Raw genomic sequence first — 14620 nt, forward strand, 5'->3', positions numbered from 1 at the left:
ATTACTCTAAAACAGTATGTCTTGCTTTTAAATCACTTTCTGTCTGGTGCATTTTTTCCATTAGTTCAGAAACAATTGCATCCAAGAACACCAAAGTTGTTAATTCAAATGCAGTACCTAAAGGAGTTAAAGAAGTGTAGTTTCCATGAATTTGACGTTTCATATAATTTTCATCATCGACTTCTTTTTTAGTCCTTCCTTTAACAAGAATATAAGCATCAGCCAACTGCCCCAAAGTGGATTCGGGATAAGATGTTAAAGCTAAAACTTTTGAACCTCTATTTTTAGCTATTTTTGCCGCTGATACAATAGTGTTTGTTTCACCGGAACCGGAAATCGCTATAATACAGTCATCTTCATAAATAGCCGGAGAAATGGTTTCCCCTACAACATATGCACTTAAACCTAAATGCATCAATCTCATTGCAAATGCTTTAGCCGCAAGCCCTGACCTTCCAGCACCTGTAACAAAGATATTTTTAGATTCAATAATAATATTTTCAAATTCATCAATCGCCTGTTCATCCAAAAGTTCTTCAGCCTTTTTAATGTTGTTCAATATTGTCTCAATAGAAGATTTCATTATGTCCATTTTTATCTATTCCAAAAATCGATATTATTAATTATGATTAAAATTTTATTTATAATTGATGGAATTCAATAGTAAAGGATTGATAAGTTTAGAGATAAATGGCAATGTCTACGGATATAAATTATATGAAAGTTTAGAATCCCTATCCAAAACCAAATCCCAGAGAAGATCTGCAAAAGAGTTAAACATATCCCATACAGTATTTAATAGAAGGATGCTTAAAGCAGAAGAAAAATTAGGCTTTAAAATTACTCAAAAAATAGGAAACGGCACTGCACTTACTCCGGAAGGATTGGAATTATTGAATGAGTTTAGAAAATATGCACTTCAAATCGAAAAAACTTCTTTTATCAGCATAGTTGGAGGACATATAAGTGCGGGCCTTTTGGAAAGTATTGACCTGCCATTTAAAACAAGCATATACAGCAGCAATGATAAAGACGCTTTTGAGTTAGCTAAAAGAGGAGTTGTTGACATATTGGCATTGGACGATCCGCTAATAGCTTTTGAAAAAGATTTGAATTTTTTCCCGATAGCTTACGATTATCTGGTTCTTATTTCAAGCCAGGGGACAGAAAAAATAGAAAGCATTTCCGATTTGGAGGGACTTGATTTTATAGAAGTGTCTGGGTCAGCTCAAAGGCTTGCCTGGAATAGTTTAAAACATTATGATATAAAGTTCAACATTAAAGAAAAGGTAAACTCACAATTTGATGCTTATAAACGGGTCAGAAGCTCTAAAAATCTACATACATTTTTAAATGCCAGTTATTTTAAAGGAAATGAACTGCTGAAATTTGACACTCAGCATGTAATCAGTTTAGTTAAAGTTAACGAAGATAACTCCGAAATCGATGAACTTATAAGATATTTAACAAAAGAGGGTCAGAAGGACATTGAAAAGCAGGGTTTTGCACCTATGTAACATTACTTTTCAGATGCTCTTAGAAAAATAAAATTACTATTATATAATATTATATAAGTAACAGGATACGACAAAATTTTTTCGTGATTTAACGTTTAGATGAATTTTCAAAACATTAAATAACGATAAAGAACAATATTTAAATGAAAAATTTAAAGGAGATACTATGGCAAAAAACAGAGATTTACTAGCGATTGGCCACTCTGCTCATGATTACATTATTAGAGTGCCTGAATTTCCAAAGGCGAACTTTTCAGCTCCAATTACAAATATGGAAACATTCAATGGAGGAGCAGCTGCAAATGTTGCCTGTGTTGGAGCTAAATTAGGATTAAGAACTTCACTGGTTTCAGCTGTTGGAGGAGATTTCAAAAAGACTGAATATTATGAACATATGCAGAATTTAGGTATTGACACAGATTCACTGATTATTGTTCCCGGCGAGGCAACACCTACCGCATTTGTTTTAACCGATGATAATGAAGACCAGATCAGCTACTTCTATTGGGGAGCTGCCCGTGAATTTGCAGAAAGCAAAGTGCCTACATCTGCAATTAAAAACACAGAAGCAATACATTTAGCAACAGGAGACCCTAATTTCAATTGGAAATGCTCTGAAGAAGCAAAAAATGAAGATTTGCTTGTTTCATTCGATCCTGGCCAAGACCTTGGCATGTACACCACCAAAAAACTAAAAGAAGTTATTGAAAATACAACAATTCTTTTTGGAAATCATCATGAAATCGAAAGGATTTTAGAATCATTGGAAGTGGATTTAAACGGACTGCTCGAAATAGGACCAAAAATAGTTGTTAAAACCTGCGGCGCTAACGGTAGTGAAATTTACTCAACTGAAGAAAAAATAAAAATTGACTCTGTTAAAAGGGAAGCTATTGACCCAACAGGTGCTGGAGATTCCTATAGAGCAGGATTTTTATCAAGATTCCTAAATGGCGAGTCATTAGAAGAATCTGCCAAATTTGCTTCATCAGTATCATCTTTTATTGTTGAGCATAAGGGTTGCCAAACCAATATGCCTACTTTTGATGAGGCATTTGAAAGAATGAATGGATTTTACTAAATCTATTCTTCGTTACTTTTTTTTAAACTACACTTTATTTTTATCAAAACAACTTTATTTTCCCAATACAAATCTGAAAATACTATTTTTTCAAAAATAATTGAAATATATCAATATTATTTTAATTAGAAAATAACCAACTAATTTAAATACTAATAAGTAAATATAAAAAATTATCAAATTGATATGAGAAAAAATTAAACTTGATTGTTATAAATCTCATTTGAACATAAAGTGATAACATGACCCAAATTAGTGATGCAAAAAAAGGAATTTTGACAGAAGAAATGAAACATGTTGCAAAAATAGAAAATGTTTCAGAAGATTTTATTTTAAAATCAGTAGCCCAAGGGACTATAGTAATACCAAGCAATGTAAACAGAGACATTGAAGCTTCCGGTATCGGTGCAGGACTTAGAACAAAAGTAAACGCAACCGTCGGAACCTCAACAGATATTGTTGACTTTGATGAAGAGGTATTGAAAGCTCAAATTGCAATTGACCATGGCGCAGACTGTTTAATGGAATTAAGTATTGGCGGAGATTTAGACGTAATTAGAAGAAGAGTTCTTGACATGTCTCCATTGCCTGTAGGTTCAGTACCGGTTTATCAGGCAGCTATCGAAAGAATTAGAAAAGACGGTTCTGTAATTTACATGGAAGAAGAAGATTTGTTTAAAACCATCGAAAAACAGGCAAAAGACGGTATTGACTTCATGGCAGTTCACAGCAGTATCAACATTGAAACTTTAACCAGACTCAAAAGGCAAGGCCGTGTAACCGGACTCGTATCCCGTGGAGGATCATTTATGTCCGGATGGATTGTTGAAAACGAAAAAGAAAATCCGTTATACTCAAACTTTGACTATGTTTTAGAAATCGCTAAAGAACATGACGTTGTTCTTTCACTTGCAAACGGTATGAGAGCAGGATCAATTGCCGATTCAACTGACAGAGCCCAAATACAAGAATTGATCATTTTAGGAGAATTAATCGACAGGTCCCGTGAAGCAGGAGTGCAATGTATGATTGAAGGACCTGGACACATCCCAATTAACGAAATCCCAACAAACGTCATGATTCAAAAGAAAATGTGTTCCAACGCTCCTTTCTATATGCTCGGACCTATTGTATGTGATGTGGCACCTGGTTATGACCACATCGTATCTGCAATCGGTGCGGCATCTTCTGCAAAAGCAGGAGCTGATTTCATATGTTATGTGACTCCTGCAGAACACCTTGCCCTTCCAAACCCTGACGATGTAAGGGAAGGAGTAATTGCAACAAAGATTGGAGCTTATGCAGGTGACCTTGCAACCGGTACAGTAGACGGATCACAAGATTTGGCTATGGCTGAAGCCCGTAAAAAACTTGATTGGGAAGCACAATACTCATGTGCAATGTTTCCTGAAGCTGCACGTGCAAAAAGAAACCAAAGACCTCCTGAAGAAGAAGACACATGTACAATGTGCGGAAATTACTGTGCAGTGAAAATCGTAAACGAATGGTTGGACAAATCCGATTCCGACTTAATCAAATAGATAGATTCCTATCTATTTTATTCTTTTTTTAATTTTAATTTTACCATTACCGCAAAACTATTTTATATTTAATTAAATAACCGTAATTAAAAGGCATGACTATAAAAGCATCATCTCCGATAAAATCAGACAAAAGAATATCATGAGAAATAAATGAAAATGCTTAAACATAACTCGGATAATGATGCACCGTTTCTAAAAATCAGTGAATTTGAGTCATGCAAATACAAACTTCACAACATGACATTTTACTTAATCTTTTTATATAAATAACAACAGATAGTATTATAATATAACTTATTTTATGATAATTTTTTTATTGAATGGTGAATTTAAATGACACATTGGATTGAAAATGTAGCTAATGAACTAGCAAAAAGAGATGTAGAAGAACATGTTATTGCAAGTGGAACCTCTATTTCAGGTTCAATTCACATTGGAAACTCTTGCGACATATTTATCGCTAACGCAATTGGAAAAAAAATAAGAGAACTTGGAAAAGAAGCAAAAACAATATGGATTGCAGATGACCACGACCCCTTAAGAAAAGTTCCGTTCCCTCTTCCTGAAGATTATGATAAATACTTAGGTATGCCGTACTCAATTATTCCATGTCCTGACGGCTGCTGTGCCAACTTTGTAGAACACTTTGAAAAGCCTTTACTTTCAGTGATGGACGATTATGGAATTGAAATGGAAACAAAATCCGGTTTTGAAATGTATAAAAACGGAGATTATGATGAGTACATCAGAACTTCCCTTGAAAAAGTTGAAGAAATCAAAGAAATCTTCAATGAATACAGAAGAGAACCTTTAGCAGATGACTGGTTACCATACAATCCGATTTGTGACGAATGTGGACGTGTAAATACAACTTATGCTTATGACTACGACGGAGACATCATCAAATATAGATGTGAATGTGGACATGAAGGTGAAATGGACATTAAAACTGGTAACGGTAAACTTACATGGAGAGTGGAATGGGCTGCAAGATGGAAAATCTTTGGAACCACATGCGAACCGTTCGGAAAAGACCATGCAGCCAGCGGAGGATCATATGATGTGAGCAGCATCATTTCAGAAAAAATATTTGATTATCCTGCACCTTTCCCAGTGCCATATGAATGGATTACACTTGACGGCGAAGCAATGAGTAAATCTCACGGAGTATTCTTTGCTCCTGAAGAATGGTTAAAAATTGGACCTGCAGAAAGTCTCAACTATTATTTATTTAGATCCAAACCAATGAAAGCAAAAGATTTCTCACCAAAAATGCCTTTCCTGGACTTTATTGACCAATTCGATACTGTTGAAAAAGTATTCTACGGTGAAGAAGAAGCTCCATCTGAAAAAGAAGGTAAAAAATTCAAAGAAATCTATGAAATCAGTCAAATTAATGAAGGAAGCCCATTACCTTTCAGACCTCCATTTAGATTCTTAGTTAATGCTTATCAAATTGCAGGAGACGATTTGGAAAAAATCTTTGCAATTTTAAAAAGAAATTCCCAATTAACTAAAAGTTTTAAAGACAAGGAATTCGGCGACTTAACCGAAGCGGAATTAGCACAGTACCGCGAAAGGGTTGACAATGTAATTTACTGGTTAGACACTTACGCACCTAAATTTGTGAAATTCCAAGTGCAGGAGAAAAATATTCCTAAATTGCCATTAACTGATGAACAAACTAAATTCTTAACAGATTTGGCCGATTTAATGGAAAATAATGAATTCGGTGATGCAACTGAATTGCACGATGCAATGTATGAAATCTTAGAAGGTCAGGAACTGAAACCTCAAAAAGGATTCCAGGCTATTTATAAAATGATTCTTGGTCAAAAACAAGGTCCTAGAGCTGCATCATTCCTGTTAAGCTTAGATAAAGATTTCGTGGTAAAAAGATTAAGACAAGAAGCTTAATCTTTTAATTTTTCTTTTTATTTTAAATAATCACAATAAAGTCTTAAATTCTTTTTTCATCAAAGTGCCGTCAACAAATTTATAATCCAATTTTTCAAATATTTCAACTAAAATATCTTCACGGCTATCAAAACTGACAACAATGCTTTTGAATTCATAATCAATAGCTATTTTTTCAAGCTGCCTGATTAATTTATAGGCTATTTTTTCTCGGTTATCACGGGAATTTAAAAATAATGTGGTAATTTCAGCAGAGTCACAGCCATATACTTTAAAGCTAGTGCATCCCACAGTTTTTTTAGAATTCATCAAAAGCAAGACTACCTGCGGTTCTTCCAAAATAGCTCCAAAAGATTTGCAAAAATCAATGAATCTTTCATCTCTCTCATCTGTTACAATAATCTCCATTTATACTGCCTCAGTAGTAAATCCAACTTTTTTAAGTTCTTCTTCCCACATTTCAGGATTATCTGATATGAATTTTAAAAATAAGTCCCTGCACTTTAAATTATTCAATACAACAACATCAACACCATTGCACTGAAGAAAATTTTCAGCACCAATAAGAGTAGTGTTCTCACCGATAACGACACGGGAGATATTATACAGTATTACAGCTCCGGAACACATCGGGCAGGGAGATAATGTGGTATAAAGTGTGCATTTGGTATAATCCTCATAGTTTAGGCGACCTGCGTTTTCAAGCACATCCATTTCTGCATGTAAAACTACAGAATTGTTTTGAATTAACCTGTTATGTCCTCTGGATATGATTTCATCATCTTTAACCAGAACTGCCCCAATAGGAAGCCCTCCTTCATCTAAAGATTTTTCAGCCTCCCTAATAGCTTCTTGCATAAAATAGTTGTCTTTTGTCATTTTAAAAAAAAGATTAGATGAAATTAATCATCTATTTAAATCTTTTAAATAATCCCTTGTTGGATTCTTTTTCCAATGCGTCTTCAAGTTTTACAATCTGCTTTTTCAAATCAGAAATTGTTTTGGTGGAATCGTTGGATAATTTATTAAGGCTACTTTCTTTAAGCTTAAGCTGGGTGGTAAGTGATGAGATTTCTTTTTTAAGCCCATCAATTTCATTTTTGAATTTTTGGTCAACTTCATCCTTGTAGTTGCCGATTTCAATTATTTCCTCCCTTAGCTTGCCAAGTTCTTCAGAAAGGCTTTTATTTTCTTTTAAAACATTATCCAATTCTGATTTTGCATCAGCTAATTTGCTAGATAAATCATTATTTTCCTTTTTCAAATCGTCGATATTTACTGAATTGAGTTTTTCCCTATATTCATCAATTTTAGCTTCCAACTCTTCTTTAATATTGTTTATTTCCGCTTCAAATTTATCTGCCCTTACTTTATTAACTGCACCTTCAGCACCAATTTTTCCAATTTGGCTGCTTAAATCTGCATTAATATCTAACTGATCAAAGTATTTCCTAGTGCTTTTTTCAAGCGCATCGGTTAATTCATCCTTAAGACCTTTTAATTTAGTGTTTTCTTTTTTAAGGTTAGGAATTACTTTGTTAGTCAAATAGTTGAGTTCACTAGATTGATTAGACAATTTCTTTTCTTTTTCACTTAATTTATTTTTCAAATTATCTAAAATAGTGGAATCGGTTTCTGATGTTTTATCTTCTGCAAGTTCTTCTTCGGAGCCATCAGCAGTTTCCTCTTCAGAACCTTCATCAACAACCTCTTCTTCAGCCGGTTTCTCTTCAGAATCTTCAACAGTTTCCTCCTGAGAATCCTCATCAACTACTTCTTTAGAATGTTCTTCAACTGGTTCCTCAGGAGTTTCTTCAATTTTTTCAGCAACAGGTTCTTCAACTACCGGCTTTTCAACAACTTCCTGAGTCTGTTCTTCAGCGGCTTTTTTACTTTCACGTTTAATTTTGTCCAAGTCTAATTTCATTTTGCTACCGTACATAGCATTAAGTGGTTTTTTTTCTGACATTAAAATCACCAAAATAGCAATATTAATTAAAAGTTCGACTACAAATTACACTTAAAAATTTAGATTTTGCAATATTTAAGTATTATTAAATTTGAAATTCAATTTTGATTTTTGAATAATTACAAACATTATTAAATCAGTAAAAACAATAGATTACATGTGAATTAATTTTATAAATTGTGGCGATACCATGGATTATTTTGATAGATTAGAAGCTGATACCCATCACCTATACGACATTGCCAATAAAGCCAGATCCAGAGGATTAGATGTTGAATTGGAAACAGAAGTGCCTCTTGCAAAGGATTTAGCTGAAAGAGTAGAAGGGCTTGTAGGTCCTAAAGGTGTAGCTCAAAGAATTAAAGAATTAGAACAGAATATTACAAGAGAGGAAGTTGCTTTTGAAATTGCTGCTGAAATTGCATCAGGTGAGTTTGAGCTTACCGGTGAAAAGGCAGATTGGGACACAGAACAAAGATGTGATCAGGGCTTGAGAACAGCATTAGCCATTCTTACAGAAGGAGTTGTGGCAGCACCCCTTGAAGGAATTTCTCAAGTGAAAATTAAAGAGAATTTTGATGGAACAAAATATATTGGAGTATATTTCGCAGGACCTATCAGAAGTGCCGGAGGTACAGCAGCAGCGCTGGCTGTACTTTTAGGAGATAAAATCAGACAAGCAATAGGCATTGATGCATTCAAACCTATTGATGATGAAATTGAAAGGTATGTTGAAGAAGTTGAATTATATGAATCTGAAGTTACTAATCTCCAGTACTCACCAACACCAGAAGAAGTGAGATTTGCTGCAACCCATATTCCTGTTGAAGTTTCAGGAGAACAAACTGACCAAGTAGAAGTATCGCATAGAGATTTGGAACGTGTTGAAACAAATAACATCCGTGGTGGAGCATTACTTGCGATGGTTGAAGGAGTGATTCAAAAATCCAAAAAGATTAAAAAGATCTCCAATAAATTAGGTCTTAATTGGGACTGGCTTGAAGAATACTCAAAACCTAAAAAAGACGATTCAAAAAAGGATGACATCGATTCCGATATTGTAAGTGAACCCAAATATATTCAGGATATTATTGGCGGAAGGCCTATTCTCGGATATCCCTCTGAAAAAGGGGCGTTCAGATTAAGATATGGAAGGTCAAGAAACACCGGCCTTGCAACTATGGGAGTTCACCCTGCAACAATGACATTGCTTGAATTTTTAGCTGTCGGAACACAGCTTAAAATTGAATACCCCGGAAAAGGAAACTGTGTAGTGCCGGTAGATTCGATTGAAGGACCTACTGTTAAACTTAAAAACGGAGATGTCCTAATTCTGGATTCCATAAAACAGGCACGTGAAGTTAAAAAGGATGTTGTTGAAATATTGTTCCTGGGAGACATGCTTGTTGCATTTGGAGAATTTTTAAGAAACAACCAGCCACTGTATCCCTCAGGATGGTGTGAAGAATGGTGGATTCAGTTATTAATGAAAAGTGAAAATTTCGATGGGGAAAATAACGATTTGGATTTGCATAAACTAGAATATGATTATCTCACCTCAATCGAGGCGTTTACCTTATCTAAAAACTATAACATTCCACTTCATCCAAAATACACTTACTGTTATAATGATGTTACTATTGACGATTTAAATTCATTAATTGATTTGATTGAAAAATGCAAATCAACATATAAACAGGATGAAGGAATCAAACTTGATTTGTCATATCAAAAAAGAGTTCTAGAAGCAATTGGCGTTCCACATCTTGTGCGCGACAATAAAATTATCATTGATAAAGACCATTCTTATGCTCTTTTAGTAACATTATCTAAAAAACTGCCAAAAAGAGAAACCACACTTGAAGCTTTAAATGAGGTTTCACCGGTTGAAATTAAAAATAAAGCTCCGGCATATATCGGCACTCGTGTAGGTCGTCCTGAAAAATCGAAAGAAAGATTGATGAGACCTGCACCCCATGGTTTAATTCCGATTGGAAATAATGGAGGTGCCAGACGTCTTGTAGCAACTGCCGCTAAAAAAGGAAATATTAAAGTGGATATTTCTAGAAGAAAATGTACAAACCCCGAATGTGGAATAAGTTCCTTTGGAGCCCTTTGCCCTAAATGCGGCAGCCCAACCGAAATGGGAAAACCGTCTCAGAAAAATATCCCACTTGGAGCGATGCTTAAAAAGGCATCAGACAACGTTAAAGTGAGACGTGTCGATGAAGTTAAAGGCGTAATCGGCATGATTTCAGAATCTAAATTGCCAGAACCTATTGAGAAGGGGATACTCAGATCAAAACATGAAGTATTCACTTTTAAAGATGGAACAATAAGACACGACTCAACAGATTTGCCGCTTACCCATTTTATTCCAAAAGAAATCGGAGTCAGTGTTGAAAAGCTGTTGGAAATGGGTTATGAAAAAGACTGTTATGGAAATCCGATTGAAAATGAAGAGCAAATTATCGAGCTTAGAGTTCAGGATATTGTTATTTCAGACAACTGCGGAGAATATTTACTGCGCACTGCACAATTCATTGACGACGAGCTTAAAAGATATTATCATATGGATCCGTTTTATAATGTTAAAGAAAAAAGCGATTTAATCGGACATTTAGTAGCAGGACTTGCACCTCACACCTCAGCAGGAGTTCTTGGAAGAATTGTAGGATTTACAAAAGCATTAGGTTGCTATGCCCATCCATACTTCCATTCAGCCAAACGTAGGAACTGTGACAGTGATGAGGATGCAGTAATGTTGTTATTAGATGCATTAATCAACTTTTCAAAATCATATTTACCAAACACTAGAGGAGGAAGTATGGATGCTCCTTTAGTTTTATCTTCAAGAATCGACCCGGAAGAGATAGATGACGAATCTCACAACCTAGATATTTTTGAAAGATTCCCTGTTGAGTTTTATGAAGAAACATATACTCCACACAAACCTGCGGATGTTTTAAAATACATTGACAATGTAGAAATGCATTTAGGAACACCTGAACAGTATGAAGGATTAATGTTTTCCCACCATACATCAAACATCCATGCAGGACCGACAGTTTGTCTTTATAAAAGATTGCCTTCAATGAGAGAGAAAGTTGAAGCTCAGATTGCCCTTGCTGAAAGTATTAGGGCGGTGGACCAAAGAGGAGTAGTGGAAAAAGTATTATCTTCACATTTCTTGCCCGACATTATGGGCAACTCAAGAGCGTTTTCAAAACAGAAAGTAAGATGCACAAAATGTGGTGCCAAATACAGAAGAATGCCCCTTACTGGAAAATGCAGGTGCGGAGGCAATTTGATTCTATCTGTTTCAAAAGGGTCAGTTACCAAATATCTTGAGATATCACAAGAGCTTGTTAATAGATATCCTGTTTCCCATTACCTAAAACAGCGTTTAGAAATCCAGGAATATGGTATTAATTCGTTGTTTGAAAGTGACAAGTCAAAACAGAGCTCTTTAGACATATTTTTCTAAAGAGTTACTTTTCAAATGCTCTTGGAATTTTATTTTTTAATATAAGAAAGATAATAAAATTTAGAATAAAGAATAATATTGTTCGAATAAAGACGAACATTTTATATACAATTAAATCCAATGTATCTATAGAAGTTCGCAATAGTACGAACGATTATTATACATGATTGACAAATATAATAGTACTTACAGAGCATGGCTCCTGTTTATGATTATATTTAATAAAATATGAAAATGGTGTGTTAAATGGAAAAACTTTCAGAATTAGGAAACAACTTAAATGAATCCGTCAAAATCAACGTTGAAAAGAATAACGGAATCAAAGAGAGATTCAGTTATGAAAAATTAGTAAAATCATTAGTAATGGTAGAAACTCCTTTTTTTGAATCCGATAAAATCGTAGCAACCGTCGTATCCCAATTATACGATGGAATTAAAACAAAAGAAATTAAAAAAATTGTTTACGAATGTCTAGAAGATATCGATTCAGAAATTGCAAATAAATATTTGGCAAGTACAAGATTAAAAGTACGTACTTCAAGAGACACAATTGAAGCATTTGACTTGTCAAAAATTGCCAATACCCTAATTGAAGAGACAGGAGCAAGCCAAGAAACAGCTTTTGAAATTGCAACAGAAACCTGGAAAGAACTCAAAAAATTAAACGTGGAATACTTAACTGCCCCAATGATTAGGGAAATTGTTAACACAAAATTAGTAGAATACGGATTAGAAGACTTGAGAAGCCGTTACACCCGTTTAGGTATTCCAGTATACAACATTACCAACTTAATCGAAAATGGTAACAGAGATAACGCAAATATGATTCACAACCCTGAAAGTATTCACAAACATGTAGCAGACGAAGCATTGAAGCAATACGCTCTTTTAAAAATGCTTCCGGCACACTTAGCAGATGCACACATGTCCGGGGACATTCACATTCACGACTTGGAATTCTTTGCAGGAAGACCTCTAAACTGTATGCAACATGATATTAGAACTTTCATCAAATACGGACTTAAAGTGGACGGTACCGGTGACCACACCTCCATTGCAGGAGCGCCAAACCACATGGAAACTTTAATGAACCATACCGGTGAAATTATGCTTGCAGCACAACAAAACATGTCCGGAGGACAAGGAATGTCTCTTTGGAACGTATTTGTAGCACCATTTGCAAGAGGCAGAACCTACGAAGAAATCAAACAATCAGTACAAATGCTTGTTTACAACTTAAATATGGCATACGCTGCAAGAGGATCACAAGTTCCATTTACAAGTATGGCATTAGAATTTGGTGTGCCGGATTTCTTAAAAGAAGAAACCGCATACGGACCGAAAGGTGAAGTAGTTGGAACCTATGCTGACTTTGAAGAAGAAACCAGATTAATTCAAAGAGCATTCACTGAAACTTTACTTGAAGGAGATAATGAAGGAAAACCTCATTTATTCCCAAATACCATTTATACCCTCCGTAAAGAAACAATGACCAGTGAATACGAAGAAGACATCCGATTAGTTCACGAATTATCTGCAAAATATGGTTCCTCCTACTTTGTAAACATGTTCCCTAAATACAGAGGACAAATGGCTAACTACATGGGTTGTAGAACCTGTTTACAGGATACCTGGACTGGTGACTGGGACCAGGATTGTTTAAGAACCGGTAACCTTGCATACGTTACATTAAACTTACCTAGAATTGGATATCAGTCCAAGGATGAAAGTCAAGTATTTGAATACTTAGATGAATACATGGATTTAGCTGTTGAAACATTAATGCTTAGAAGAGAACAAGGATTAAAATGTTTAAATGATTTCCACATTTTACCATTCCTAAAGCAAAAAGTAGCTGAAGACTCATACTACAGAATCCAAAATTCAACTTTATCATTCGGTTTTGTTGGACTTAATGAAATGTTATCCTCCCTATTCGGCGAAGGTATTGAAAACAGTGATTCAAACAAATTTGGTGTAAAATGTATTGACTACATTAATGATAGAGCTAACCAATTGAAAGATGAAACCGGACTCAGATGGTCTGTTCTTCAAACTCCTGCTGAATCTACTGCTTATAGATTCGCTACTCTTGATAAAAAACAATATGGAGACCAAGCTATTATACAAGGTGATGGAAATGCGAATTACTACACCAACTCCTCACATGTGCCTGTAGATACAGGCCTTTCACTTATTGAAAAAATCAAAATCGAAGAACAGTACCACAGCATCACTCCTGGAGGACACATTTTCCATGCATTCATGGGAGAATCTTACTCTGATCCGGATTCATTAATGAGTTTAACTAATAAAATTGCTAAAAAATCAGATATCGGATTCTGGGCTTACAGCTCAGCACTAAGTTTCTGTCTTAAATGTAAAACCTTAATGAAAGGATTGAACAATTCTTGCCCTACCTGTCATGAACAAGAGGACGTGGAATGGTATGACAGAATTACCGGATATGTACAGCAAGTTGGGCGTGCAAAATCTGCATCCGGCGGATGGAATCCGGGTAAACGCCAAGAACTTATTGACAGAAGAAGATTTGAAGATAACTAAACCGTTATCTTCACACACCATTTTTAAAACACCATACCTCCATGACAATTTTAAAGAGCCGATTTTTTGTTTAATGAATAATGTTTTTCTTAAATTGTTGTTTAGTTATAGTAAATACTCTTACTGAAACCAATGAATAACAATGCATCTCACAATCATTTAAAGAACTAAATATAATGTTATATAGTTTAAAATCATAAAAGGCATTATATATTTTCTCTACAGTTTTTAACCGGAGATTCCGCTTATGGATACAGCCCATATAGGCGTTATATTATTATCGGAGTTTTTTTATCAATAACAACAATTTTTTACAATAAACTCAAAAATCTTTTAAAATTTTAAATGTTGAACGTCATGCAACATGAGTTATTATATCCAAACTCCCCATTAATAATAAAATAGCGAGTAAAATAATTAGCCTGCAATGTTTCATGCCGATTCGGCAAGCAATGTCAAGGAAACAAATAGCAGTTATGTTCTTATGTTTCCGGAGAAAATAAAACAATAAAAATGACAATTCAAATCAGTAAAATTTCA

General features: G+C 34.7%; 10 protein-coding genes. 6 read left to right on the plus strand and 4 right to left on the minus strand.

What is annotated here, in order from left to right; all coding sequences use genetic code 11:
* Position 1: 1 nt before the first annotated feature.
* Positions 2 to 592, minus strand: coding sequence for a 6-phospho-3-hexuloisomerase (hxlB, locus tag Q4Q16_RS05555; RefSeq protein ID WP_303346734.1), 591 nt, complete (start codon positions 590 to 592; stop codon positions 2 to 4).
* Positions 593 to 650: 58 nt separating this feature from the next.
* Here hxlB and Q4Q16_RS05560 point away from each other — a divergent pair, with 58 nt between their 5' ends.
* The 4 genes from Q4Q16_RS05560 (at position 651) to lysS (ending at position 6059) form a co-directional block, all read left to right on the plus strand.
* Positions 651 to 1517 (plus strand): LysR family transcriptional regulator, encoded by an 867-nt coding sequence (locus Q4Q16_RS05560; RefSeq protein WP_303346735.1) that lies wholly within the window; start codon positions 651 to 653, stop codon positions 1515 to 1517.
* A gap of 166 nt (positions 1518 to 1683) precedes the next feature.
* Positions 1684 to 2598 carry a carbohydrate kinase family protein gene (locus Q4Q16_RS05565; RefSeq protein WP_303346736.1) on the plus strand — a complete coding sequence of 305 codons (915 nt, stop codon included), beginning with the start codon at positions 1684 to 1686 and terminating at the stop codon, positions 2596 to 2598.
* Positions 2599 to 2840: 242 nt separating this feature from the next.
* The gene (thiC, locus tag Q4Q16_RS05570) at positions 2841 to 4139 is read left to right on the plus strand and encodes a phosphomethylpyrimidine synthase (protein ID WP_303346737.1); all 1299 of its coding nucleotides are present in this window, start codon (positions 2841 to 2843) and stop codon (positions 4137 to 4139) included.
* Positions 4140 to 4475: 336 nt separating this feature from the next.
* Positions 4476 to 6059: a lysine--tRNA ligase gene (gene lysS, locus Q4Q16_RS05575; RefSeq protein WP_303346738.1), complete on the plus strand. Its 1584-nt coding sequence runs from the start codon at positions 4476 to 4478 to the stop codon at positions 6057 to 6059.
* Positions 6060 to 6089: 30 nt separating this feature from the next.
* On the opposite strand, the gene Q4Q16_RS05580 is transcribed toward lysS, so the two are convergent.
* The 3 genes from Q4Q16_RS05580 to Q4Q16_RS05590 are packed head-to-tail and all read right to left on the minus strand — an operon-like array spanning position 6090 to position 8028.
* Positions 6090 to 6467, minus strand: coding sequence for a hypothetical protein (locus Q4Q16_RS05580; protein WP_303346739.1), 378 nt, complete (start codon positions 6465 to 6467; stop codon positions 6090 to 6092).
* On the minus strand, positions 6468 to 6938 hold the full coding sequence (locus Q4Q16_RS05585) for a nucleoside deaminase (RefSeq protein WP_303346740.1): 471 nt from the start codon (positions 6936 to 6938) through the stop codon (positions 6468 to 6470).
* A gap of 31 nt (positions 6939 to 6969) precedes the next feature.
* Positions 6970 to 8028 carry a hypothetical protein gene (locus Q4Q16_RS05590; RefSeq protein WP_303346741.1) on the minus strand — a complete coding sequence of 353 codons (1059 nt, stop codon included), beginning with the start codon at positions 8026 to 8028 and terminating at the stop codon, positions 6970 to 6972.
* Positions 8029 to 8218: 190 nt separating this feature from the next.
* On the opposite strand from Q4Q16_RS05590, the gene polC reads away from it, so the two are divergent.
* Both polC and nrdD read left to right on the plus strand, forming a co-directional pair.
* Positions 8219 to 11515, plus strand: coding sequence for a DNA polymerase II large subunit (polC, locus tag Q4Q16_RS05595; protein WP_303346742.1), 3297 nt, complete (start codon positions 8219 to 8221; stop codon positions 11513 to 11515).
* Positions 11516 to 11761: 246 nt separating this feature from the next.
* Positions 11762 to 14080, plus strand: a complete 2319-nt coding sequence (nrdD, locus tag Q4Q16_RS05600; protein ID WP_303346743.1) for an anaerobic ribonucleoside-triphosphate reductase — start codon at positions 11762 to 11764, stop codon at positions 14078 to 14080.
* Positions 14081 to 14620 lie beyond the last annotated feature (540 nt).

This window comes from Methanobrevibacter sp., from assembly GCF_030539875.1.
GTDB lineage: Archaea > Methanobacteriota > Methanobacteria > Methanobacteriales > Methanobacteriaceae > Methanocatella.